This window comes from Pseudomonas sp. BN411, assembly GCF_029871235.1.
Classification (GTDB): domain Bacteria; phylum Pseudomonadota; class Gammaproteobacteria; order Pseudomonadales; family Pseudomonadaceae; genus Metapseudomonas.
Genome location: NZ_SSOM01000073.1, coordinates 596,529 through 619,175 on the forward strand (window position 1 = coordinate 596,529; position 22,647 = coordinate 619,175).

The window sequence follows — 22,647 nt, forward strand, 5'->3', positions numbered from 1 at the left end:
TTTCTTGTGGGGGCGAATTCATTCGCAAAGGGCAGCGCAGCTGCCCCAATTTGCGAGGCCGAATGGCAGACCTGCGGTCTGCTTAGCGATTGAAATCGCCCCCACAGTGTTGGGTGACAGGCCGTGCTAGCCCGCCAGCAACCACACTCCGGCCCCGGCCGAGAGACCACCAGCAATGCCGCCTGGGGGCATCGCGCTTTTCTTGTGGGGGCGAATTCATTCGCAAAGGGCAGCGCAGCTGCGCCAATTTGCGAGGCCGAATGGCAGACCTGCGGTCTGCTTAGCGATTGAAATCGCCCCCACAGGGTTTGGTGACCGGGCGTGCTAGCCCGCCAGCAACCACACTCCGGCGCCAGCGGAAACACCACCAGCAATCCGCACCAGGGGCGCAGCGGCCTGCGGCAGGGCGCGAACCAGGCCATAGCCGGCGGCATGCAGGGTGGCGGTAGCCGCGACGAACCCGGCGGCATAACCCCAGGGGCTGGCCAGGTCCGGCAGCTCCAGGCCGTGGGCGACGCCATGGGCCAGGGCGAACAGCGCGGTCAGACCCATGGCGAGCCACAGCGGCGGCCGCACGGCCACGGCCACCAGCAGGCCGAGGGCGAGTACCGAGCCGGCGATGCCGGTTTCCATCAGCGGCATTTCCACACCGGCGAATCCGGCGAGGCCCCCCAGCAACATGGTGCCGACGAAGGTCAGCGGCAGTGCCCAGCGCGCCGAGCCTTGCTGTTGTGCCGCCCAGAGGCCGACGGCGAGCATGGCCAGCAGGTGGTCGAGGCCGGTAACCGGGTGGGCGACGCCCGCCATCAGGCCGGAATGGTCGTGGCCGGCGTGGGCGAAGGCCAGGGCCGGGGTGAGAAACAGGGCAATGGCGAAGAGCGACTTGCGCAAGTTCATGGTGAAGCTCCTTTCACATGAGAACGAGAGTGGGGAAAACCTCCCTCTCCCCCGGCCCCTCTCCCAGAGGGAGAGGGGAATTAATGAGTCAGCAGGCCCTGCTTTTCGATGAAGGCGATGATCTCGTCGAGACCCTGGCCGACCTTCTGGTTGCTGAACACGAAGGGGCGCTCGCCGCGCATCTTGCGGGCGTCGCGGTCCATCACTTCCAGCGAGGCGCCGACCATGGGCGCGAGGTCCACCTTGTTGATCACCAGCAGGTCCGACTTGCAGATACCGGGGCCGCCCTTGCGCGGCAGCTTGTCGCCGGCGGAAACGTCGATCACGTAGATCGTCAGGTCGGAGAGTTCCGGGCTGAAGGTGGCGGACAGGTTGTCGCCGCCGGATTCGACCAGGATCAGGTCCAGGCCGGGGAAGCGGCGATTGAGCTGCTCTACGGCTTCGAGGTTGATCGAGGCGTCTTCGCGGATCGCGGTGTGCGGGCAGCCACCGGTCTCGACGCCGATAATGCGTTCCGGCGCCAGCGCCTCGTTGCGTACCAGGAATTGGGCGTCTTCCTGGGTGTAGATATCGTTGGTCACCACCGCCAGGTTGTAGCGCTCGCGCAGGGCGCGGCAGAGGGCCAGGGTGAGGGCGGTCTTGCCGGAACCTACCGGGCCGCCGATACCGACGCGCAGGGGTTGGCTGTTCATGTGCTGTGTATCTCCTAGGAACGGAACAGACGGCTGTATTGGCGCTCGTGCGCCATGCTCGCCAGGGCCAGGCCAAACGCGGCGCTGCCCCAGCGGGTCGGGGGGATTTCACTGGCTTCGCGCTGCGCCTGCTCCAGGCAGGGCAGCAGTGCGGAGGTCAGGCGCTGGGCGGCCTGCTGGCCCAGTGGCAGGGTCTTCATCAGCACCGCCAGCTGGTTTTCCAGCCAGCCCCAGAGCCACGCGGCCAGGGCGTCCTGCGGGGTGATGGCCCAGGCCCTTGCGGCCAGCGCCCAGGCCACGGCCAGGCCGGGCTCTTCCAGTTCGGCGCACAGGGTGCGTGCGGCCTCGTCCTGTTCGGGAAGGTCGTTCAACAGCTGCTGGAGGGAATACCCCATCTGCCGGCTTTCCAGCTGCAGCTCACGGGTTTCGCGGCTGGCGCGGTGACGTTCGGCCAGGGCCTTCAGTTCGCGCCAGTCGTCCCGTGCTGCTGCCTCGCAATGGGCCAGCAGCAGGGGTGCCTCGAAGCGCGCAAGGTTGAGCAGCAGCTGATCCCTGATCCAGCGGGCGGCGCTGTCGGGGTCATGCACCAGGCCCGAGTCCACCGCCAGCTCCAGTGCCTGGGAATAGCTGTAGCCACCGATGGGCAGCTGGGGGCTGGCGAGTCTCAGTAGCTGCCAAGCCTTGTTCACGTGCGCACACCGAACTGATGCAAGCGTGGCGCGTAGCTGAAGTCGGCTTCCAGCTGATGGGAATGGTGATGGCCACCGCCGTAGGCGCCGTGTTCGGGCTGGAAGCCGGCTTCGATGTTTTCCACCGTGGCGCCCAGTTGTTCGAGCATCGCCTTGAGCACGTAGTCGTCCAGCAGACGCAGCCAGCCATCGCCGAGTTGCAGGGCGACGTGGCGATTGCCCAGGTGGTAGGCGGCGCGAGTCAGTTCGAAGGCGCTGGCGCAGGTGACGTGGAGCAGGGCTTCCGGGCGCGCGCTGACTCGTACGACGCGGCCATCCTGGCTGCGCAGGCAATCGCCGTCGCGCAGGGGCGGTTGGCCGCGTTCGAGGAACAGGCCGACGTCTTCGCCTTTTGCCGTGAAGCAGCGCAAGCGGCTCTTGCTGCGCGCTTCATAGGTCAGCAGCAGCTCGTCGTCCCAGCTCGACCGGGCTTCTATTCGTTCGTGGATGACCAGCATCGGGTGGGTCCGGCAGTGTGCAATGCCGGGATGCCGAGCAAGCCCCTTGCCAAAATGGCCGGACGCCCGTTCACCGGGCCTTGCGCGGTGCTGTGCCTGTCTGTGGGGCGTGTGGCTGGTCCGCGATGGTGCGCAGCGCACCGATGCAGTGCGCGGATGCTGGCGATCCGGTCAGTTTTTCGGCTGGCCCGGTCCCAGCCAGTGCTTGCCGCCGATCATGATGAAGCGCAGCTGCTGGGTGATCTTGGCGGCGGGCAGGAGGTGCGGCGGCAGGTTGTCCGCCGGCGGGTCGATCAGCTCGGGGAGGGTGGCGAATACGGTCTTCACCACCAGGTCGGCCACCAGGTCGACGCCTTCCTCGTCCAGTTGCGGCATGCGGTTGATGAGCTTGAGGTCGGCGGCCAGGTCGTCGGTGATGCGCTGGCGCAGGGCGCCGATGGCCTGACGCACGGGCTGCGAGCCGCCGTACTGCTCGCGGGCGAGGAAGAGGAACTGGCCACGGTTGGCGGCAACCGCATCGAGGAAAATGCGCACCGAGGCTTCGATGATGCCGCCCAGCTCGAACTCGTTCTGGCGCACCTTGCGGATGGTGGCGCGGAAGGTTTCGCCCACCTCCTCGACCAGGGCCAGGCCCAGCTCATCCATGTCGTTGAAGTGGCGGTAGAAGCCGGTGGGCACGATGCCGGCGTTGCGCGCCACTTCCCGCAGGCTCAGGCTGCCGAAGCCACGGCCGCTGTCCATCAGGAGGCGCGCGGCATCCATCAGGGCGTGGCGGGTCTGCTGCTTCTGTTCCGAGCGTTGGGTCATGGGGCGCGGCCGTTGGCGAATGTGCGGCGCACTCTAGCAAAAGGGCTTCGCGGGCGTCGAACCTGCTTCAGTGAACAACTGTTGACTGTGATTCGAGTCTTCGGGCAGCCTAGTGCACGAGTGTTCACTAGAGTCTTGTCATGCCCCTCGTACCTCTCTCCCTGGCGCGCCAATTCGGCCCCGCGCTGGGCCCCTTGCGCGCGCTGGCCGGCGGCGGCTGGCTGCAGGAAGCCGACCTGGACTGCCTGCTGCGCCGCGTACATCCGGTTCTGCGCCTCAACCGCGTGTTCGCCCGTGTCGAATCCCGCCGCTGGGTGGCTGAAGACATGCTTGCCATCGGCCTGCGCACCAATGGCAACGCCCGTGGCTGGCGGCCCGGCCAGCATGTACGCCTCTACCTGGAGCTGGATGGCGTGCGCCAGGGTCGCAGCTACAGCCTGGTGAGCGTGCAGGAGGACGGGCGCCTCGAACTGGCGGTGAAGCGCCAGCCGCAAGGGCGGCTGTCCAACTGGCTGCTGGATCGGCTGGAAGTCGGCTCCGTGCTGGAGCTGGACCCGGCCCAGGGCGACCTGGATTGGCCGCAGAATGCTTCCTCGGTGTTGTTGCTGGCCGCCGGCAGCGGCATCACGCCCTTGCTTGGCCTGCTGCGCCAGGCTCTGGCTCGTGGCTTCACCGCGCCGGTGACCCTGCTGCATTACGTGCGCCAACGCGCCCAGCGCGCCTTCAGCGAGGAGTTGCAGGGGCTGATGGCGCGCCACCCCAACTTCCAGGTGCGTTGGGCCATCAGCGGCGAGGCGGCGGAGGCCGATGAGCTGGCCGGACGCTTCCAGGCGGATCACCTGGCCGGGCTGCCGGCTCACAGCCTGCTGGCCTGCGGACCCCACGGATTCGTCACGGGTGTGCGCGATTGGTGGCAGGCCGAGCCGCGCGAGGGGCGTCTGCAATGGGAGGCGTTCACTGCCCCGGCGTCGACCGCCGAAGTGGGGGAGGCGGTGCGCCTGCGTTTCGCTCGCTCCCATCGGGAACTGCCCGGCAACAGCGTCGCCAATCTGCTGGACCAGGCCGAAGCCCATGGCCTGCGTCCGCCCCACGGCTGCCGCCAGGGCATCTGCACCGGCTGCACCTGTCAGCTCCTGGCAGGCAGCGTGCGTGACTTGCGCACCGGTGCCATGACCCACGGACCGGGGCTGCCGATCCGCCTCTGCGTCAGCGCGCCGGTAGGCGATGTGGAACTGGAACTCTAGGACTTGCGATGCGATTCGACCGCGAACTCACCCTTGCCGAACTCGATGCCTTCGGCGCCGAGCTGGATGCCCTGCGCCAGCGCACTCTGGATGATCTGGGCGAACGTGATGCCCGCTATATCCGCCGTATCCGCACAGCCGTGCGCGTCTGCTGCTGGAGCGGCCGCGCGCTTCTGCTGCTCGGCTGGTTCCCGCCCACCTGGCTGCTGGGCGTGGCCCTGCTCGGTCTGGGCAAGATCCTCGAGAACATGGAGCTGGGCCACAACGTCATGCATGGCCAGTACGACTGGATGAACGACCCCGAGCTGCGTGGCTCCCGCTATGAGTGGGATATCGCCGGACCTTCGGACTTCTGGCGGCATACCCACAACCACATCCACCACAGCTACACCAATGTGCTGGGCAAGGACGACGATGTGGGCTATGGCGTGGTGCGGCTCTTCCCCGAACAGCGCTGGAGGCCTTTCTACCGCTGGCAACCGCTATGGGTGACGCTGCAGGCGGTGCTGTTCCAGTACTCGGTGGCGGTGCAGCACCTGCGCCTGGACCAGTACTTCAAGGGCCGCATGAGCCGCGATGAGCTGCGCCCGCGCCTGCGCCAGTTCAACGCCAAGGTGCTGCGCCAGTCGGCCAAGGATTACCTGGTCTTTCCCCTCCTGGCGCTGCTCGTGGGGAGCAGCGTGACGGCGGTGCTGGCGGGGAACCTGCTGGCCAACCTGATCCGCAACCTGTGGACCTTCACCGTAATCTTCTGCGGCCACTTCACCGAGCGCGCGGCGGTATTCCCGCCCGAGGTGCTGGAAGGGGAGAGTCGGGGACACTGGTATCTGCGTCAGCTGCGGGGCTCCAGCAATCTGGAAGGCGGGCCGCTGTTCCATATCCTCACCGGCAACCTCAGCCACCAGATCGAACATCACCTGTTCCCCGACCTGCCGGCGCGGCGCTATGCCGAGATGGCCAAGGTGGTGCGGGAGATCGCCGGGCGGTATGGGCAGGTCTACAACAGCGGGCGGCTGTCGGTGCAGTTCGGCAGCGTGATGAAGCGCATCTGGAAGTACCGGTTGGCGTGATTTCGCGAATGAATGCGCTCTTGTAGGTTGGGCAGAGCGCAGCGAAGCCCAACGGTGCGGGGTCGAGCGATGCTTCGTTGGGCCTCGCTCTGCTCGGACCAACCTACGGGGCCGCGTTGCGCCCCTTGGCGAATGAATTCGCCCCTACAGGGTATGAGCGCCCATAAACACAAAGCCCGGCATTTGCCGGGCTTTGAGGTTTTGCAGTGTGCGATCAGGCGATACGGTTGGCGCCAGTGCGGTCGGCACCGCTTTCGGCGACGCGGTTGGCGCCAGTGCGGTCGGCACCGCTTTCGGCGACGCGGTTGGCGCCAGTGCGGTCGGCACCGCTTTCGGCGACGCGGTTGGCGCCGGTGCGGTCGGCACCGCTTTCAGCGATGCGGTTGGCACCGGTGCGGTCGGCACCGCTTTCGGCTACGCGGTTGGCGCCAGTGCGGTCGGAGCCGCTTTCAGCGACGCGGTTGGCAGCGGTACGGTCGGAACCACCTTCAGCCACGCGGTCCAGGACCATGAAACTACCTTCAGCGGCAACCGGGTCGATGACCTGGATGTAGGTGCCTTCCTTCGACTCGCCCAGAACCGGCTGGGAATCCGACGGCAGGGCAAACACGCTGGTGCTCAGGGCGGCGATGAACAGGGCGGCGAAGGCTTGGGTTTTCATGATCGTGGGCTCCTCGATGGGGGCTGGAAACTGGGTACGGAGCCAATCTTACGGATGGGGCGTCGATTAAAAAGTGATCACTCCCGATAGAGAACATCAACGTCATTGATGTTGTGAAGAGGCTTTTATAATCAAGCTCTTGCGGTATTTTTAAGGCCGCTTCGCGGGGCTCCGGCAATGAAAGCCAGGTCATTGAATGGAGCATCTCGGCGCGTTCGTGGGTCGATAAGGCATGGACTTCACACAGCCTCCCAGGGGTTGTCGTGGTTAAAGGGGAGAAGTACATGACACGAGGTCTTCGCATCCTGGCCAGGACGGTCCTGGCGCTGGTGCTGCTGCTGGCGGCCCTGCTGGTGCTGGTCGCCACCTTCGACTGGAACCGCATCAAGCCCGCGCTCAACGAGCGGGCGTCCGCCGAGCTGGGGCGCGAGTTCGCCATCGAAGGGGACCTCCGCGTCATCTGGCAACGCGAGGAAGGCGAGGGTGGCTGGCGCGCACTGGTGCCCTGGCCGCACTTCGCTGCTGAAAAGCTGCGCCTGGGAAATCCGGAATGGGCCAAGGGTGGCGATTTCGTCAGCCTCGACCGGGTGGAATTCCGCATCGCGCCGCTGCCCCTGCTCTGGCAGCAACTGAGCATTCCGCGCATCGAACTGGGTGGCCCGCGGGCCAGCGTTCGTCGCCTGGCCGACGGTCGCAACAACTGGACCTTCGAGCTGCCGACCAAGCCGGAAGGCGAAGCGCAACAACCCTCCGGCTGGACCCTGGACATCGGCACCATCGGTTTCGACAAGGGGCAGGTGCAGGTGGATGACGCCCAGACCGGCACCCGCCTGGACCTGGTCATCGACCCCCTCGGCAAGCCGATCCCGTTCAGCGAACTGCTGCCAGCCAAGGGCGCCAGGCCGGCAACGGTCACCGCCCAGGATTACGCCTTCGGCTGGCAGGCCAAGGGCAGCTACAAGGGGCAACCGCTGGATGGCAAAGGCAAGGTAGGTGGCCTGCTGGCGCTGCAGAATGCCGACCTGCCGTTCCCGCTGCAGGCCGAGATCAGGGCCGGCGACACCCGCATCGTCCTGCTGGGCACCCTGACCGATCCGCGCGAGCTGGGCGCCCTGGACCTGCGCTTGCAGCTGTCCGGCAAGAGCCTGGCCCAGCTCTATCCCCTCACCGGCCTCACGCTGCCGGAGACGCCGGCCTATTCCACCGATGGCCGGCTGGTGGCCAGCCTGAATGAGCCCGCAGGGGCGAAGTTCCACTACCAGGGCTTCAACGGCCGCATCGGCGGCAGCGATATCCATGGCGACCTCACCTATGTCGCCAGCCAGCCCCGACCGAAACTTTCCGGCACCCTGACTTCCGAGCAACTGCGCTTCGCTGACCTGGCGCCGCTGATCGGTGCCGACTCCAGCGCCGGTCAGAAGGCCAGAGGCGTCGCCACGCGCCAGCCGGCGGACAAGGTGCTGCCGGTCGAAGCATTCCGCACCGAGCGCTGGCGGACGATGGACGCCGATGTTCGCTTTACCGGCAAGCGCATCCAGCACAGCGAGAAACTGCCCGTCACCGACCTGTCTACTCATGTGCTGCTCGACGATGGCCAGCTCAGCCTGGACCCCCTGCGCTTCGGCGTGGCCGGTGGCAACCTGGACGCCGTCGTCCGCCTGGATGGGCGCCGCGCGCCGCTCACTGGCAGGGCCCAGCTCAAGGCCCGTCACTTCAAGCTCAAGGAGCTGTTTCCCAACGTCCAGGCCATGCGCAACAGCCTGGGCGAGCTGAACGGCACGGCGGACCTGTCCGGCACCGGCAATTCGGTGGCGGCCCTGCTGGGTACCGCCAACGGCAACCTGCAGATGCTGGTCAATGACGGCACCATCAGCCGCAACCTGATGGAGATCGCCGGGCTCAACGTTGGTAACTACGTGGTGGGCCGGCTGTTCGGCGACGATGAGGTGAAGATCAACTGCGCGGCGGCGGACCTGGGCCTGAAAGACGGGCTGATGACGCCGCGGCTGTTCGTCTTCGATACCGAGAATGCGCTGGTGCAGATCGACGGCAACGCCAACTTCCGCAACGAACGGTTGGACCTGCGCGTTACGCCGGAGTCCAAGGGGGTGCGGTTGTTTTCCCTGCGTTCGCCGCTCTACGTGCGCGGAACCTTCAAGAATCCCCAGGCTGGGGTACAGACGGTGCCGCTGATGGTTCGCGGGGCGGGCATGCTGGCGCTGGGTGTGGCGGTGGCACCGGCGGCGGCCCTGTTGGCACTGGTGGCGCCGGCGGCTGGTGGCGAGGAGGGCAATACCTGTGCGACGCTGCTGCAGCAGATGCGCAAGCGTTAGCAGGCCGTTGAAAAACTACCTGCGTTGCCAATGCATCGTTAGCGCTTTTTCAATCAGCAGCTAGGCGTGACTCAGAGCTGGTCGCGCTCCGCCTGCTCGCGCTGGCCGCAGGTCATGAAGCCCTTGTGGCGGACCCGGCCGGTGCTGTCGAAGCTGATGTGGTAAGGCTGCTGGTGGCCTTTCTCGTTGAGGATGTAGTTGTTGCAGGAACCCGGGTGCACGCTGCGCTGGACGACGGAAGAGGGGCGGCCGCCGATGATCAGCACCTGCTGTCGGCTCATGCCGGGTTCGACATCCTCCACCAGGGGCTGGTTACGGAAGGTGATGTAGTCCGTCGGGTTTTCTAACTTGCTGGCGCAGCCCGCCATTGATGCCAGGGCACAAGCCATGACAAGCGCTTGCTTGTACATCATGGGTCCTCGTGGGTTAACGCAGTTGAAACACTGCGCTTGGAACATCGGAGAGTGGGGAGAGTTCGCCCGAGAATGCCCCGAAACGGAGCAGGCGATGGACGGCATTGCGCCAGCAGCTGGCGCCATGCCGGTTGGTGGGCCTGGAGGCCGCGGCTGACGAGGCCTCCAGGCTGAGTGATGGCGAACTGATGGGGCGCGCCAGGCGGGCCTGTATCAGGTTGGTCAATAACCGCCGTGCTCGGTCTTCTTCTGCGCCTTCTCGCGCTCGACCTGTTCCCGCTGCTCGCAGCTCATGAAGCCCTTATCCTGCACCCGGCCACTGCCGTCGAAGCTGACGTGGTAGGCCTGCTGGTGGCCTTCCTGGTTGAGGATGTAGTTGTTGCAGAGACCTGCGTTGACCTTGCGGCGAACGGAAGAAGAGGGCGGCCCGGCGATATTGCGCACCTGCGTTTCGCTCATGCCTTCCTCCACCTGCTTGACCAGCGGCTGATCGCGGTAGGTGTAGTAGTCAGTGGGGTTTTCCATCTTGCTGGCGCACCCGGCCAGGGCGGCCAGGGCGCAGCCCAGGATCAGCGCGTGCTTGCTCATGGCGGATCGTCCCTATATAGCGCGGGAGGGCCCCGCGATGGGATTGAGCCTAGACCGCTGGTCGGCTCCGACCAGCGGTGGAGCGCGGGTTTGCCGATGAACGGTCAGCTGTAGCGTTTCTTCGCTTCGATGGCCAGGCCGCTGCCGATGCTGCCGAACAGGTTGCCTTCCACCTGGCGGGCATTGGGCAGCATCGCCGCGACGCTCTGGCGCAGTGCCGGGATGCCGCTGGAGCCGCCGGTGAAGAACAGGGTGTCTACCTGGTCGGCGCGCACGCCGGCCTGGGTCAGCAGGGCATCGACACTGGCGCGGATGCGTACCAGCAGGTCGTCGATGGCGCTCTCGAACAGGGCTCGGGTCAGCTTCACGTCCAGCCCCGGCTCGACGCGCGCCAGGTCGATGCGGCGGCTCTGCGCCTCGGTCAGCTCGATCTTGCTATCTTCCACCTGCATGGCCAGCCAGTGGCCGGCGCGCTGCTCGATCAGGCTGAACAGGCGGTCGATGCCGGTGGCGTCGACGATGTCGTAGCGCATGTTCTTCAGCGCCAGTTGCGACTTCTGCGCGTACACGGCGTTGATGGTGTGCCAGGTGGCCAGGTTCAGGTGGAAGCTGGTGGGCATCAGCGCGTCGCTCTTCATCCGGCTGCCGTAGCCGAACAGCGGCATCACGCCCTGCAGGCTGAGCTGCTTGTCGAAGTCCGTCCCGCCGATGTGCACGCCGCCGGTGGCGAGGATGTCGTCCTGGCGCTCGGCCACTTCACGACGCTCGGGCGACAGGCGCACCAGGGAGAAGTCCGAGGTACCGCCGCCGATGTCGACGATCAGCACCAGTTCCTCACGTTCGATGCCGCGCTCGTAGTCGAAGGCCGCGGCGATGGGTTCGAACTGGAAGGAGACGTCCTTGAAACCGAGCTTCTGCGCCACGGCGACCAGGGTGTTCTGGGCTTCCAGGTCGGCTTCCGGATCGTCGTCCACGAAGAACACCGGGCGGCCCAGCACCACCTGCTCGAACTCCCGGCCTGCGGCGGCTTCGGCGCGCTGCTTGAGCTGGCCAATGAACAGGCCGAGCAGGTCCTTGAAGGGCATGGCACTGCCCAGCACCGTGGTTTCGCTCTTGAGCAGGGGCGAGCCCAACAGGCTCTTCAGCGAGCGCATCAGGCGGCCTTCGTAGCCTTCCAGGTACTCGTGCAGTGCCTGGCGGCCATAGGCCGGGCGACGTTCCTCGGTGTTGAAGAACACCACCGAAGGCAGGGTGAACTTGTCGTCCTCCAGGGCGATCAGCGGCTCCACGTCCGGGCGCCACCAGCCGACGGTGGAGTTGGAGGTTCCGAAGTCGATGCCCAGGGCCTGGGCGGAGAGGACGTTGTTCATGTCGCGGGTGTTCCGGAAAAAAACGGCCGCGCAGTTTACGCGAGCGGAATCAGGTTGTCCGGCACAGTTCGTCGCGCTGGCTAGACTGCCCTTGTGGATAAACAGGGAGACCCTTCCATGAAGAAACTATGCCTGCCCGTGATGTTCATCGCCCTGCTGGCCGCCGGCCAGGGCTTCGCCGCCACCCAGCAGGAAAAGATGAAGACCTGCAATGCCGACGCTTCGGCCAAGGCCCTCAAGGGCGACGAACGCAAAGCCTTCATGAGCAAGTGCTTGAGCATGACCCAGCAGGAACGCATGACGGCCTGCAACAAGGATGCTTCGGAAAAGGCCCTGAAGGGCGACGAGCGCAAGGCCTTCATGAGTCAGTGCCTGAAGAAGGATTAGCGCATGGTTCGCGTGTAGGTTGGGCAGAGGAACGAAGCCCAACGCGGCGATGGACGTCATTGGCACCGTGGGTTTCACTTCGCTCGACGCCGATCTAGACGTAGGCCAGCAGCCGCCCAGCCGACATCACCCCACACCAGATCAGGATCGACAACGCCACCTGCAGCCGTCCCACAAGGGGCGGTTGCCGGTCCCAGTCGGCCAGTTGCCTTGCCCAGCAGGCGCGGAACAGCAGCGCGTTGGCGATCCCGATACCCACCAGCGCCAGCTTGAGCTGCAGCAGCCAGTTGCCCGTGAGAGGGGTGGCGTCGGCAGCGAACAGGCAGAAACCGGTGGCCAGCTGGAGCAGCAGCCCGGCGATGCCGATCGGCGTCAGGCGACGCGAGGCTTCCAGCAGCGGCACTTCGCGGGCGAACCCGAGCAGGCGTAGGTCGAGCAGCAGCATGGAGCCCAGCAGCATCACCAGGCCGAGCAGGTGCAGCAGGTTGGCCGCCGGGTAGAACAGCGTGGACTCGCGCATCAGCGCGCCGAAGGGCGAAGCCTCCAGTTGTTCCGCCCAGGGCAGGACGAGCTCTATCACCGCCTCAGCGCAGCTCCACGGTGCGTCCGTCGACGATCACCCGCTCTGCGCGGATCTCCGCCGTGCCGTCCTTGCGCGGGTAGCCGACCACCGTCACCGTCTTGCCCGGTGCCAGGTCCTTTTCCGGCAGCCCGCGCGACTCCATGCGGCTGAGGGGGGCCAGCACCACGTGCCATTCGCGGCCTTCGTAGTCGACGGTGATGTGAGCGTGGGGATTGCGATAGGAAAGCGTCTTGACCGGTGTCTCGATGGTCAGGGTCTTGTCCGCATCGTAGGAACTCCAGCCGTGGTGGGCGAAGGCAGCGGTAGCACCGAGCACCAGGGTGAAGAAGGCGATGAGCAGGGCGAGCTTTCTCATGGGGTGGCTTCCAGGCAGCGACCCGGAAAGAGTAGGTCCTCGTTCAGCTTGTCGCCGCCCGGGCAGTATCCCGAAACACAAAGGCGGCGCTGGGTAGGAGCGAGCTTGCTCGCGAACCGCTTCGCGAGCAGAGCTCGCTCCTACAGGGTGCTCCATCCCAGGGTCAACGCCGTCAGCGCCAGGTAGCGTCCCGCCTTGGCCAGGGTCACCAGCGCCAGGAACACCCAGAAGGACTCGCGCATCACCCCGGCCACCAGAGTCAGCGGGTCACCGATCACCGGCACCCAGGCCAGCAGCAGCGACCAGCGTCCGTAGCGGTGGTAGAAGGCCTGCGCCCGCTCCATCTGCGCCGGTTTCACCGGGAACCAGCGGCGTTCGCGGAAGTGCTCGACATAACGACCCAGCAGCCAGTTCAGCAGCGAGCCCAGCACATTGCCGAAGGTCGCCACGGCCACCAGCGCCCATGCCGGATGGGCCTTGGCCAGCAGCAACCCGACCAGCACCGCTTCCGATTGCAGGGGCAGCAGGGTGGCGGCGCCAAAGGCGGACAGGAACAGGCCCAGGTAGGCGGTAAGTACCAGCACGCGGGGTGCCTCGGGAAAAGGGGGCGCCAGTGTGGCGAGCCCGGCACGAGCGGACAAGCCGGTAAGCGAATTGAAAGGCTGATCCGTTAGAATGGGCGCAGTCTGACAATGGAAAAACGGGGGCGCCGACTCCAGAGTTACGGAGCCGGCTTCATCCTGACCCCCCTCTGATCTTTGGTGCCTTTATGCGTAGAGCTTCTCATCACGAGTTGCGCACGGCCTTTCGTGCGCTGCTGGACTCGGATTCCTGTTTTCACACCGCCTCGGTGTTCGATCCCATGTCCGCCCGTATCGCTGCTGACCTCGGTTTCGAAGTCGGCATCCTCGGCGGATCGGTCGCTTCCTTGCAGGTGCTGGCCGCACCTGACTTCGCCCTGATCACCCTCAGCGAATTCGTCGAACAGGCCACCCGTATCGGCCGCGTTTCGCGCCTGCCGGTGATCGCCGATGCTGACCATGGCTACGGCAACGCCCTCAACGTAATGCGTACCGTGGTCGAACTGGAGCGCGCCGGCATTGCCGCGCTGACCATCGAGGACACCCTGCTGCCGGCCCAGTTCGGCCGCAAGTCCACCGACCTGATCCCGGTGGAAGAAGGCGTGGGCAAGATCCGCGCGGCTCTGGAAGCGCGCGTCGATCCGGACCTCGCCATCATCGCCCGCACCAACGCCGGCGTGCTCAGCACCGAAGAAGTGATCAAGCGCACCAAGGCCTATCAAGCCGCTGGCGCCGATGGCATCTGCATGGTCGGCGTGGCCGACTTCGAGCACCTGGAAAAGATCGCCGAACACCTGAGCATCCCGCTGATGCTGGTCACCTACGGCAACCCCAAGCTGCGCGACAACGAACGCCTCGCCAGTCTTGGCGTGCGCATCGTGGTCAACGGCCACGCGGCTTACTTCGCTGCCATCAAGGCCACCTACGACTGCCTGCGCGAACAGCGCCAGGTCGTCACTGGCACCGAGCTCAACGCCACCGAGCTGACCCACAAGTACACCTTGCCCGAGGACTACATCGTCTGGGCCGAGGAATTCATGAACGTGAAGGAGTAGCGCGACCTCCACTTGTCGCCTGACGACCGCCCCCCTTGCAAAAGGCCGGAAGAAAGCACAAATCTTCCATTGAGCCCTGAGCAAGCGGGAGGTCAGCATGGCCAGTGGTTGGGCCGGCGATGGCGCCGTCCAGGAACAGATCGACAGCACCATCGAAGATGCCATCCAGCGCGCGCGCAACCAGTTGCCAAAGGGCGAAAGCCTGACGCACTGCGAAGAGTGCGACGCCCCCATCCCCGAAGCCCGCCGCAAGGCGATCCCCGGCGTGCACCTGTGCGTCGCCTGCCAGACCGAGCACGACAAGGAGAATGCGGCCTTTACCGGGTACAACCGGCGGGGTAGCAAGGATAGTCAGTTGCGTTGAGGCAGGCGCTTTGCAGGTTTACAAGCGGCCTTTGGCTTTGTCGTAAACCGCACCACCTTCGCGCTTGCCAACGCCGATCACCACCACGGTGATGCGTTGGTCTTCGACCCGGTACACCAGGCGGTAACCGGCGGTCCGGAGTTTGATCTTGAAGCAGTCGGGCATCCCGTGCAGTGCATCGCCCTGGATCCGCGGCCGTTGCAGCCGCTCTTTCAGCTTCTTCTTGAATTGTGCCCGGACGGTATCGCCGAGCTTGCGCCATTCCTTCAGCGCCGAGGGCAGGAACTCCAGTTCATAGGTCATCAAGGCTGACTTTAACTCCCTTCTCGTGGGCACGGCTGCGGACGATTTCGGCCAGTGCCTGATCGTCCAGATACTCCATCAGTGCCTCAAAGGTTTCAGCCGGAACCATGTAGGCCATGACCTTGTTGTGGTTAAGAACAGCCACAGGCGCACCCTTGGCGCCAGACACCACGGCCGAGGGATTTTTCTTCAGCTCGGAAACGCTGACGGCAACATTGGCAAGTACGCTTTGCATGAATTTGGCTCCTGTATTTGGAGCCAAATTCTGGTCTTTTTATGGTTTTAACTCAAGCTGGGGTTGCCGACAGGAAGAATCGTCCCGACTCAGAAAGGGTTCGAACCCGTAGGTTGGGCAGAGCGCAGCGAAGCCCAACGATTGGAGTTGCTGGCGGGACCGAGTGTTGGGCTTCGCTTAGCTCAGCCGCAACCTACGATCCTGTACCCGATCGGACTTCCTTTTGTGCCTTTCCCTTCAGGCGTCTCAGAGCATTCCTTGTCACATGCTTCCTAGACTGCCCGCCTGGCGTTCACACCAGGGAGGGCAATGCCATGCGCTATCGACGCGCTTTCGTGCCGGGCGGCACGTTTTTCTTCACGGTCAATCTGGCGGATCGCTCGCAGCGGCTGCTGACGGAGCATGTTGATGTTCTGCGCTTCGCCTTTCGGCGAGTGAAGAAGCGGCATCCCTTTGAGATATCGGCCATGGTCGTCTTGCCTGAGCACCTGCATGCGATTTGGGTGCTGCCGGAAGGTGATGCTGATTTTTCGCTGCGCTGGCGGCAAATCAAAGGGACTTTCTCCCGCCTGCTGCCCGAGCAAAGCTGGGTGAGTCAGTCGAAACGAGACAGACGGGAACGCACTATCTGGCAGAGGCGTTTCTGGGAGCATCAGATCCGGGATGAGCGGGATTTCGCCCAGCATGTCAATTACATCCATATCAACCCGGTGAAGCACGGGCATGTTCAGCGCGCCGCGGATTGGCCGTATTCATCCATCCACAAATACATTCGCGCCGGTGTGATGAGCGCCGATTGGGCGTGCGACCCGGGTGAAGGAACCTTCGGTGAACGCCTTATGTAGGTTGGTCCGAGCTACGCGAGGCCCAACGTGGCGGCCTCGAAATCTGCTTTGTTGGGCTTCGCTGCGCTCTGACCAACCTACCAGGCCCGCCTGGCCGACTCAGAACAGGAAATACCGCTGCGCCATCGGTAGCACGTCTGCCGGCTCGCACCAGAGCAGTTGGCCGTCGGCTTTCACCTGGTAGTTCTGCGGGTCGACCTCGATGGTTGGGGTGTAGCCGTTGTGGATAAGGTCTTTTTTCTGCACGTCACGGCAGCCCTTCACTACGCCGATTTTCTTCTGCAATCCCAACTGCTCCGGCACGCCTGCCTCGAATGCCGCCTGGCTGATGAAGGTGAGGCTGGTTGCATGGCGGCTGCCGGCGAAGCTGGCGAACATCGGGCGGTAATGTACGGGTTGCGGGGTGGGGATGGAGGCGTTGGCGTCGCCCATCAGGCTCGCGGCGATGGCCCCGCCCTTGAGAATCAGCGTCGGCTTCACGCCGAAGAAGGCCGGGCGCCAGAGCACCAGGTCGGCCCACTTGCCCACTTCCACCGAGCCCACTTCATGGCTGATGCCGTGGGTGATGGCCGGGTTGATGGTGTACTTGGCGATGTAGCGCTTGGCGCGGAAGTTGTCGTTGCCCGGCGCGTCCTCGGGCAGGGCGCCGCGCTGTTTCTTCATCTTGTCGGCGGACTGCCAGGTGCGGGTGATGACTTCGCCCACACGGCCCATGGCCTGGCTGTCGGAACTGATCATGCTGAAGGCGCCGAGGTCGTGGAGGATGTCTTCGGCGGCGATGGTTTCGCGGCGAATACGGCTCTCCGCGAAGGCCACGTCCTCGGCGATGCTCGGGTCCAGGTGGTGGCAGACCATGAGCATGTCCAGATGCTCGTCGATGGTATTGCGGGTGAAGGGCCGGGTCGGGTTGGTCGAGCTGGGCAGCACGTTGGTGAAACCGCAGGCCTTGATGATGTCCGGAGCGTGGCCGCCGCCGGCGCCTTCGGTGTGATAGGTGTGGATGGTGCGGCCCTTGAACGCGCCGAGGGTGGTTTCGACGAAGCCCGATTCGTTCAGCGTGTCGGTGTGGATCGCCACTTGCACGTCGTACAGGTCGGCGACCGACAGGCAATTGTCGATGGCAGCCGGGGTTGTTCCCCAGTCTTCGTGGAGCTTCAGGCCGATGGCGCCGGCTTTCACCTGCTCGATCAGCGGTTCCGGCAGGCTGGCGTTGCCTTTGCCGGTGAAGCCGATGTTCATCGGGAAGGCGTCGGCGGCCTGGAGCATGCGCGCCATGTGCCAGGGCCCCGAAGTGCAGGTGGTGGCGTTGGTACCGGTGGCCGGGCCGGTGCCGCCGCCGATCATGGTGGTGACGCCGCTCATGAGCGCTTCTTCGATCTGCTGTGGGCAGATGAAGTGGATGTGCGTGTCGATGCCGCCGGCGGTGAGGATCATGCCTTCGCCGGCGATCACCTCGGTGCTGGCACCCACGGCGATGGTGACGTCGGGCTGGATGTCCGGGTTGCCGGCCTTGCCGATGGCTTTGATGCGGCCGTCCTTGAGGCCGACGTCGGCTTTGACGATGCCCCAGTGATCGATGATCAGGGCGTTGGTGATCAGGGTGTCGACCACGTCCGCAGCCAGCAACTGGCTCTGGCCCATGCCGTCGCGGATCACCTTGCCGCCGCCGAACTTCACTTCTTCGCCGTAGGTGGTGAAGTCCTTCTCGACTTCGATCCAGAGGTCAGTGTCGGCCAGGCGCACCTTGTCGCCGACAGTGGGGCCGAACATGTCGGCGTAGGCTTGGCGGGAAATTTTCATCGTGGATCCTGTCCGTAGGATGGGTTAGCCACGAAGTGGCGTAACCCATCGTTGTTGGGGTTGATGGGTTTCGCTCCGCTCTACCCATCCTACGAATTTCGAGGGCTTCTACAGCTCGCCCATCACCCGGCCGGCGAAGCCATACACGCGGCGCAGACCGGCCAGTTCCACCAGCTCAACCTCGCGGCTCTGGCCCGGCTCGAAGCGCACGGCGGTGCCTGCGGGAATGTTCAGGCGCATGCCGCGTGCGCTGGCGCGGTCGAAGGCGAGCGCGTCGTTGGATTCGAAGAAGTGGTAGTGCGAGCCGACCTGGATCGGGCGGTCGCCGGTGTTGGCCACGGAGAGGCTCAGGGTGGGGCGGCCGGCGTTGAGTTCGATCTCGCCGTCCTGGATCTGGTATTCGCCGGGGATCATCGCGTCACTCCAGGATCAGTTGCATGAAGGTCAGGTCCAGCCAGCGGCCGAACTTGCGCCCCACCTGGGGCATCTGCCCGGTGGTGACGAAGCCGAGGCGCTCGTGCAGGCGGATGGAGGCAGTGTTCTCGCTCTCGATGGCGGCGACCATCACGTGCAGGTCGGCCTGGCGCGCGCGCTCGACCAGCGCCTGCATCAACGCGGGGCCGAGGCCCTGGCCGCGCTGGTCGCCGCGCACGTACACCGAATGCTCCACGGTGTGGCGGAAGCCTTCGATGGTGCGCCAGGTGCCATAGCTGGCGTAGCCGAGCACATCGCCCGCTGGGTCCACCGCTACCAGCACCGGGAAGCACGCGGCTGTGCGGTCGGCCAACCAGGCGCGGCGGTTGGCCAGGTCCACCAGGGTTTCGTTCCAGATCGCCGTGGTGTTCTCCACGGCGTCGTTGTAGATGGCGAGGATGCCGGGCAGGTCGGCATCAATGGCGTCGCGAATGTCGTAAGTCATGGCAGTGGTCACGCAATGGGCTGGTGGACGGTCACCAGTTTCGTTCCGTCCGGGAAAGTGGCTTCGATCTGGATCTCGGGAATCATCTCCGGCACCCCTTCCATCACCTGATCGCGGGAAAGCAGGGTGGTGCCGAAGTGCATCAGCTCGGCCACGGTCTGGCCGTCGCGGGCGCCTTCCAGAAGGGCGGCGGAAATCAACGCCATGGCTTCGGGGTAGTTGAGCTTGAGGCCACGGGCCAGTCGCCGTTCGGCCACCAGACCGGCGGTGAAGATCAGCAGCTTGTCTTTCTCTCTTGGGGTGAGGTCCATCAGGTACTCCAGATTCTCGGAGGCTTGGCTTCGCGGCCAAGCAAGGCAGGGCGCAACAGGCGCCAGAGGTCGATCAGCCAGGCGCGGGCGTGCAGCGCCTCGGCGGTGAGGCAGCGGGCCACCAGCAGGCCGGGCAGTTGGGTCAGGTCGCCGCGACCGGCACAGGGGCGTTCACGGCAGCGTTCGAGCAGGTGGGCGTCGATTTCACCGGTGACGATCAGGGTCGCGAATACCGGCTGGCCAGCGAGGCCGATGGGGGAATCGAGGAGGCCGTCGTCACCTTCGACACGCTGGCGTTCGTGCCAGATCAAGGTGCCGTTGCGGCGGATATCCAGATGGGCCTGGAAGTGACCTTCGGCAAAACGCTCGCCGGCAGCGGGTCGGCCGAGGGCGACCATGTCCCAGTAGAACAGCTGGGCGTCGTCGGCCAGTTCGATGCGGGTGGCCAGTTCGGCGCGGGCACCGGAGTAGACGATGGTTTCCTGCGGCAGCCACTCCAGTGTGGCTCCGGCTTCGACCTTGAGTTCGACCTCCTGGAACGCCGGGCTGGCGGCGCGATACCACTTGGCCGCGCCGGGGGTGGTGAGCTGCGCCCAGGCGCCTTCGCCAACGCGTGCGGTCAGGTCGAGACGATCACCACCGGCAATGCCGCCGGGCGGGTGGACAATGATGTGCTGGCACACCTGCGGGCCCTCGGCGTGCAGGTGTTTCTGCACCCGCAGCGGACCCTTGTGGCGGCGCTGCACGGGCCGTGTAGTGGCGCCATCGAGGGCATAAGCCAGCTCCAGCTCGGCGTGCCAGCTGGGGGTGAAAAGGGCAGGGTTGGCAGGTGCGTTCATGGCTTCGTTCGTCGTGCTTTCGTCAGATGGTCACCAGGCCGCGCACGCCTTCGGCTTCCATGTTTTCTCCGCGTCCCTGCTGGATGATTTCGCCCCGGCTCATCACCAGGTACTGGTCGGCCAGTTCGGCGGCGAAGTCGTAGAACTGCTCCACCAGCAGGATGGCCATGTCGCCGCGTCCGGCGAGCTTCCTGATCACCGCGCCGATCTCCTTGATCACCGAGGGCTGGATGCCTTCGGTGGGCTCGTCGAGGATCAGCAGGCGCGGCTGGCTGGCCAGGGCGCGGCCGATGGCGAGCTGTTGCTGCTGGCCACCGGAGAGATCACCGCCACGACGATGCTTCATCTCCCGCAGCACGGGGAAGAGTTCGTAGATGGATTCCGGCACTGCCTTGGCGTCTTTTGCGCTGAAGCGTGACAGTCCCATCAGCAGGTTTTCTTCCACCGTCAGGCGCGGGAAGATCTCGCGGCCCTGGGGCACGTAGGCGATGCCAGCATGCACCCGCTGGTGCGGCTTGAAGCCGGTGATGGCGCGGCCTTCCCAGTTCACCGTGCCTTCCTTCGCCGGGATCAGGCCCATCAGGCATTTGAGCAAGGTGGTCTTGCCCACGCCGTTGCGCCCGAGCAGGCAGGTGACTTCGCCGATCTTCACGTCGAACGACAGGCCGCGAAGGATATGGCTGCCGCCGTAGTACTGGTGGAGCTTGTCGACTGTCAGCATGTGTTGGTTCCCCTTTGGATGGCGCTCCCATGTTCATGTGTCACCGATGCCGGTTCTGCGAACCGGTTGTTGGGCTTCGCTTCGCTCTGCACCAACCTACGGTGTGTTCAACCGGCAGCCCATTCAGCGGCCGAGGTAGACCTCGATCACCTGTTCGTTGGCCTGCACATCGGCGAGGGAGCCTTCGGCCAGCACATGGCCCTGGTGCAGCACGGTGACGTGGTCGGCGATGCTGCCGACAAAACCCATGTCGTGCTCCACCACCATCAGCGAATGCTGGCCGGCGAGGCCCTTGAACAGCTCGGCGGTGAATTCGGTTTCGGCGTCGGTCATGCCCGCCACCGGTTCGTCGAGCAGCAACAACTGCGGGTCCTGCATCAGCAGCATGCCGATTTCCAGGAACTGCTTCTGGCCGTGGGAGAGCAGGCCCGCCGGACGATTGCGCGAGGCCTCCAGGCGGATCAACGAGAGCACTTCGTCGATGCGGTCCTTCTGCTCGCTGGTGAGCTTCGCGCGTAGGCTGGCCCACACCGATTTATCGGTCTTCTGCGCCAGCTCCAGGTTCTCGAACACCGAGAGCGCCTCGAACACCGTGGGCTTCTGGAACTTGCGGCCGATACCGGCCTGGGCGATTTCCACTTCGCTCATGCGGGTGAGGTCGAGGGTTTCGCCGAACCAGGCCTTGCCGGTGTCGGGGCGCGTCTTGCCGGTGATCACGTCCATCAGCGTGGTCTTGCCCGCGCCGTTGGGGCCGATGATGCAGCGCAGCTCGCCGACCCCGATGTAGAGGTTGAGGTCGCGCAGCGCCTTGAAGCCGTCGAAGCTGACGCTGATGTCTTCCAGGGTGAGGATGGTGCCGTGGCGTACGTCCAGGCCTTGGCCGGCGACACGGCCGAGGCCCAGTGAGTCGCGGCTGCTGCCGGCATCGCGGTTGGGATCGAAGGCGGGTTCGAGCATGAGTTCGGGTAGCGGGGCTGCGCGCATTTACTTGTCTCCCCGTTTGACCAGGCCAATCACACCCTTGGGCAAATAGAGCGTGACCAGGATGAACAGGGCGCCGAGGAAGAACAGCCAGTACTCCGGGAAGGCCACGGTGAACCAGCTCTTCATGCCGTTGACCAGGCCCGCGCCCAGCAGCGGGCCGACCAGCGAACCGCGACCGCCGAGCGCCACCCACACGGCCGCTTCGATGGAGTTGGTGGGCGACATCTCGCTGGGGTTGATGATGCCCACCTGGGGCACGTAGAGCGCGCCGGCCAGGCCGCAGAGCACCGCCGACAGCACCCAGATGAACAGCTTGTAACCGCGCGGGTCGTAGCCGCAGAACATCAGCCGGTTCTCGGCATCGCGCAGCGCCGTGAGCACGCGGCCGAACTTGCTCCGGGCCAGGCGCCAGCCGAGCAGCAGGCTGCCCACCAGCAGCGCCACCGTGGCCAGGAACAGCACGGCGCGGGTGCCGGGTGCGGTGACGTCGAAACCGAGGATGCGCTTGAAGTCGGTGAAGCCGTTGTTGCCGCCGAAGCCGGTTTCATTGCGGAAGAACAGCAGCATGCCGGCGAAGGTCAGCGCCTGGGTCATGATCGAGAAGTACACGCCCTTGATCCGCGAGCGGAAGGCGAAGAAGCCGAACACCAGCGCCAGCAGACCGGGGGCCAGCACCACCAGGCACAGGGCCCAGAGGAAGTGCTGGGTGCCAGCCCAGTACCAGGGCAGCTCGGTCCAGGCGAGGAAGCTCATGAAGGCCGGCAGCCCGTCGCCGGCCGCTTCGCGCATCAGGTACATGCCCATGGCGTAACCGCCCAGGGCGAAGAACAGCCCGTGTCCGAGGGACAGCAGCCCCGCGTAGCCCCAGACCAGGTCCAGGGCGAGGGCGACGATGGCGTAGCAGAGGATCTTGCCCACCAGCGTCAGGGTGTAGGCCGAGACCTGCAGCGGGTTGTCCGCCGGCAGCAGGTGCAGCAGCGGCATGGTCAGGAGAATGACGCCGACCACGGCAGCAATCGCCAGGGTCAGTCTGGGGCCGGCTTTCTGGGCGACCGTGACTGTGATGGGCTGGTTCATGGGCGATTCTCTCTCGGGCCGGTGAGG

General features: G+C 65.2%; 29 protein-coding genes. 7 read left to right on the forward strand and 22 right to left on the reverse strand.

Annotated features, from left to right (window positions below):
• Nucleotides 1-324: 324 nt before the first annotated feature.
• From E8F06_RS20635 to fabR, 5 genes are all read right to left on the reverse strand, one after another.
• A complete protein-coding gene (locus tag E8F06_RS20635) occupies nucleotides 325-897 on the reverse strand; it encodes a HupE/UreJ family protein (RefSeq protein WP_280370513.1) in 573 nt (190 codons plus the stop codon).
• Between the two features lie 80 nt (nucleotides 898-977).
• Nucleotides 978-1,589 carry an urease accessory protein UreG gene (gene ureG / locus E8F06_RS20640; protein ID WP_280370515.1) on the reverse strand — a complete coding sequence of 204 codons (612 nt, stop codon included), beginning with the start codon at nucleotides 1,587-1,589 and terminating at the stop codon, nucleotides 978-980.
• Nucleotides 1,590-1,603: 14 nt separating this feature from the next.
• Nucleotides 1,604-2,278 carry an urease accessory UreF family protein gene (locus E8F06_RS20645; RefSeq protein ID WP_280370517.1) on the reverse strand — a complete coding sequence of 225 codons (675 nt, stop codon included), beginning with the start codon at nucleotides 2,276-2,278 and terminating at the stop codon, nucleotides 1,604-1,606.
• Entirely contained in the window at nucleotides 2,275-2,775 is a 501-nt protein-coding gene (ureE, locus tag E8F06_RS20650) for an urease accessory protein UreE (protein WP_280370519.1), read from the reverse strand. The genes E8F06_RS20645 and ureE overlap by 4 nt, the downstream gene beginning before the upstream one ends.
• A 171-nt stretch (nucleotides 2,776-2,946) precedes the next feature.
• Nucleotides 2,947-3,582 (reverse strand): HTH-type transcriptional repressor FabR, encoded by a 636-nt coding sequence (fabR, locus tag E8F06_RS20655; protein WP_179062390.1) that lies wholly within the window; start codon nucleotides 3,580-3,582, stop codon nucleotides 2,947-2,949.
• A 140-nt stretch (nucleotides 3,583-3,722) separates the two neighbouring features.
• Here fabR and E8F06_RS20660 point away from each other — a divergent pair, with 140 nt between their 5' ends.
• Both E8F06_RS20660 and E8F06_RS20665 read left to right on the forward strand, forming a co-directional pair.
• Nucleotides 3,723-4,826, forward strand: a complete 1,104-nt coding sequence (locus E8F06_RS20660) for a ferredoxin reductase (protein WP_280370521.1) — start codon at nucleotides 3,723-3,725, stop codon at nucleotides 4,824-4,826.
• An 8-nt stretch (nucleotides 4,827-4,834) separates the two neighbouring features.
• Nucleotides 4,835-5,896 (forward strand): fatty acid desaturase, encoded by a 1,062-nt coding sequence (locus tag E8F06_RS20665; RefSeq protein WP_280370523.1) that lies wholly within the window; start codon nucleotides 4,835-4,837, stop codon nucleotides 5,894-5,896.
• 214 nt (nucleotides 5,897-6,110) lie between these two features.
• Here the strand turns inward: E8F06_RS20665 and E8F06_RS20670 are convergent, their stop codons facing one another.
• The gene (locus tag E8F06_RS20670; RefSeq protein ID WP_280370525.1) at nucleotides 6,111-6,557 is read right to left on the reverse strand and encodes a phage infection protein; all 447 of its coding nucleotides are present in this window, start codon (nucleotides 6,555-6,557) and stop codon (nucleotides 6,111-6,113) included.
• 284 nt (nucleotides 6,558-6,841) lie between these two features.
• On the opposite strand from E8F06_RS20670, the gene E8F06_RS20675 reads away from it, so the two are divergent.
• Complete coding sequence (locus E8F06_RS20675; RefSeq protein ID WP_280370527.1) at nucleotides 6,842-8,890, forward strand: AsmA family protein; 2,049 nt, start codon at nucleotides 6,842-6,844, stop codon at nucleotides 8,888-8,890.
• A gap of 71 nt (nucleotides 8,891-8,961) precedes the next feature.
• On the opposite strand, the gene osmE (E8F06_RS20680) is transcribed toward E8F06_RS20675, so the two are convergent.
• The 3 genes from osmE (E8F06_RS20680) to E8F06_RS20690 form a co-directional block, all read right to left on the reverse strand.
• On the reverse strand, nucleotides 8,962-9,300 hold the full coding sequence (gene osmE, locus E8F06_RS20680) for an osmotically-inducible lipoprotein OsmE (RefSeq protein ID WP_190831909.1): 339 nt from the start codon (nucleotides 9,298-9,300) through the stop codon (nucleotides 8,962-8,964).
• A 225-nt stretch (nucleotides 9,301-9,525) separates the two neighbouring features.
• Complete coding sequence (osmE, locus tag E8F06_RS20685) at nucleotides 9,526-9,891, reverse strand: osmotically-inducible lipoprotein OsmE (RefSeq protein WP_280370528.1); 366 nt, start codon at nucleotides 9,889-9,891, stop codon at nucleotides 9,526-9,528.
• Nucleotides 9,892-9,995: 104 nt separating this feature from the next.
• Nucleotides 9,996-11,261 (reverse strand): Hsp70 family protein, encoded by a 1,266-nt coding sequence (locus E8F06_RS20690; protein ID WP_280370530.1) that lies wholly within the window; start codon nucleotides 11,259-11,261, stop codon nucleotides 9,996-9,998.
• Between the two features lie 117 nt (nucleotides 11,262-11,378).
• On the opposite strand from E8F06_RS20690, the gene E8F06_RS20695 reads away from it, so the two are divergent.
• A complete protein-coding gene (locus tag E8F06_RS20695) occupies nucleotides 11,379-11,648 on the forward strand; it encodes a PsiF family protein (RefSeq protein WP_280370532.1) in 270 nt (89 codons plus the stop codon).
• A 94-nt stretch (nucleotides 11,649-11,742) separates the two neighbouring features.
• Here the strand turns inward: E8F06_RS20695 and E8F06_RS20700 are convergent, their stop codons facing one another.
• The 3 genes from E8F06_RS20700 to E8F06_RS20710 all read right to left on the reverse strand — a co-directional run bounded on the left by E8F06_RS20700 (nucleotide 11,743) and on the right by E8F06_RS20710 (nucleotide 13,170).
• A complete protein-coding gene (locus E8F06_RS20700; RefSeq protein WP_280370534.1) occupies nucleotides 11,743-12,228 on the reverse strand; it encodes a DUF6644 family protein in 486 nt (161 codons plus the stop codon).
• Between the two features lie 4 nt (nucleotides 12,229-12,232).
• The gene (locus E8F06_RS20705; RefSeq protein WP_280370535.1) at nucleotides 12,233-12,586 is read right to left on the reverse strand and encodes a DUF6152 family protein; all 354 of its coding nucleotides are present in this window, start codon (nucleotides 12,584-12,586) and stop codon (nucleotides 12,233-12,235) included.
• Nucleotides 12,587-12,726: 140 nt separating this feature from the next.
• Complete coding sequence (locus E8F06_RS20710; RefSeq protein WP_280370537.1) at nucleotides 12,727-13,170, reverse strand: YqaA family protein; 444 nt, start codon at nucleotides 13,168-13,170, stop codon at nucleotides 12,727-12,729.
• A gap of 185 nt (nucleotides 13,171-13,355) precedes the next feature.
• On the opposite strand from E8F06_RS20710, the gene E8F06_RS20715 reads away from it, so the two are divergent.
• Both E8F06_RS20715 and E8F06_RS20720 read left to right on the forward strand, forming a co-directional pair.
• Nucleotides 13,356-14,222, forward strand: a complete 867-nt coding sequence (locus tag E8F06_RS20715; protein ID WP_280370538.1) for an oxaloacetate decarboxylase — start codon at nucleotides 13,356-13,358, stop codon at nucleotides 14,220-14,222.
• A 97-nt stretch (nucleotides 14,223-14,319) separates the two neighbouring features.
• Nucleotides 14,320-14,586: a DksA/TraR family C4-type zinc finger protein gene (locus E8F06_RS20720; RefSeq protein ID WP_280370540.1), complete on the forward strand. Its 267-nt coding sequence runs from the start codon at nucleotides 14,320-14,322 to the stop codon at nucleotides 14,584-14,586.
• Nucleotides 14,587-14,604: 18 nt separating this feature from the next.
• Here E8F06_RS20720 and E8F06_RS20725 read toward each other — a convergent pair whose 3' ends face one another.
• Together E8F06_RS20725 and E8F06_RS20730 are read right to left on the reverse strand one after the other, a co-directional pair.
• Entirely contained in the window at nucleotides 14,605-14,889 is a 285-nt protein-coding gene (locus E8F06_RS20725) for a type II toxin-antitoxin system RelE/ParE family toxin (RefSeq protein ID WP_280370542.1), read from the reverse strand.
• Nucleotides 14,879-15,124, reverse strand: coding sequence for a type II toxin-antitoxin system Phd/YefM family antitoxin (locus tag E8F06_RS20730; RefSeq protein WP_179062377.1), 246 nt, complete (start codon nucleotides 15,122-15,124; stop codon nucleotides 14,879-14,881). Before E8F06_RS20730 ends, E8F06_RS20725 begins: the two co-directional genes overlap by 11 nt.
• A gap of 314 nt (nucleotides 15,125-15,438) precedes the next feature.
• Between E8F06_RS20730 and E8F06_RS20735 the strand changes: the two genes are divergently transcribed.
• Nucleotides 15,439-15,969 carry a transposase gene (locus E8F06_RS20735; protein WP_280370544.1) on the forward strand — a complete coding sequence of 177 codons (531 nt, stop codon included), beginning with the start codon at nucleotides 15,439-15,441 and terminating at the stop codon, nucleotides 15,967-15,969.
• A gap of 99 nt (nucleotides 15,970-16,068) precedes the next feature.
• On the opposite strand, the gene ureC is transcribed toward E8F06_RS20735, so the two are convergent.
• The 8 genes from ureC to urtC all read right to left on the reverse strand — a co-directional run bounded on the left by ureC (nucleotide 16,069) and on the right by urtC (nucleotide 22,620).
• Entirely contained in the window at nucleotides 16,069-17,769 is a 1,701-nt protein-coding gene (ureC, locus tag E8F06_RS20740) for an urease subunit alpha (protein WP_280370546.1), read from the reverse strand.
• Between the two features lie 108 nt (nucleotides 17,770-17,877).
• Complete coding sequence (locus E8F06_RS20745; protein WP_280370548.1) at nucleotides 17,878-18,183, reverse strand: urease subunit beta; 306 nt, start codon at nucleotides 18,181-18,183, stop codon at nucleotides 17,878-17,880.
• A 4-nt stretch (nucleotides 18,184-18,187) separates the two neighbouring features.
• Nucleotides 18,188-18,688 (reverse strand): N-acetyltransferase family protein, encoded by a 501-nt coding sequence (locus E8F06_RS20750; protein ID WP_280370549.1) that lies wholly within the window; start codon nucleotides 18,686-18,688, stop codon nucleotides 18,188-18,190.
• 8 nt (nucleotides 18,689-18,696) lie between these two features.
• A complete protein-coding gene (gene ureA / locus E8F06_RS20755) occupies nucleotides 18,697-18,999 on the reverse strand; it encodes an urease subunit gamma (RefSeq protein WP_077523691.1) in 303 nt (100 codons plus the stop codon).
• The gene (locus tag E8F06_RS20760; protein WP_280370551.1) at nucleotides 18,999-19,838 is read right to left on the reverse strand and encodes an urease accessory protein UreD; all 840 of its coding nucleotides are present in this window, start codon (nucleotides 19,836-19,838) and stop codon (nucleotides 18,999-19,001) included. The genes ureA and E8F06_RS20760 overlap by 1 nt, the downstream gene beginning before the upstream one ends.
• Before the next feature lie 22 nt (nucleotides 19,839-19,860).
• The gene (gene urtE, locus E8F06_RS20765) at nucleotides 19,861-20,559 is read right to left on the reverse strand and encodes an urea ABC transporter ATP-binding subunit UrtE (protein WP_280370553.1); all 699 of its coding nucleotides are present in this window, start codon (nucleotides 20,557-20,559) and stop codon (nucleotides 19,861-19,863) included.
• A 123-nt stretch (nucleotides 20,560-20,682) separates the two neighbouring features.
• Nucleotides 20,683-21,543: an urea ABC transporter ATP-binding protein UrtD gene (gene urtD, locus E8F06_RS20770; protein WP_280370555.1), complete on the reverse strand. Its 861-nt coding sequence runs from the start codon at nucleotides 21,541-21,543 to the stop codon at nucleotides 20,683-20,685.
• The gene (urtC, locus tag E8F06_RS20775) at nucleotides 21,544-22,620 is read right to left on the reverse strand and encodes an urea ABC transporter permease subunit UrtC (RefSeq protein WP_280370557.1); all 1,077 of its coding nucleotides are present in this window, start codon (nucleotides 22,618-22,620) and stop codon (nucleotides 21,544-21,546) included.
• Nucleotides 22,621-22,647 lie beyond the last annotated feature (27 nt).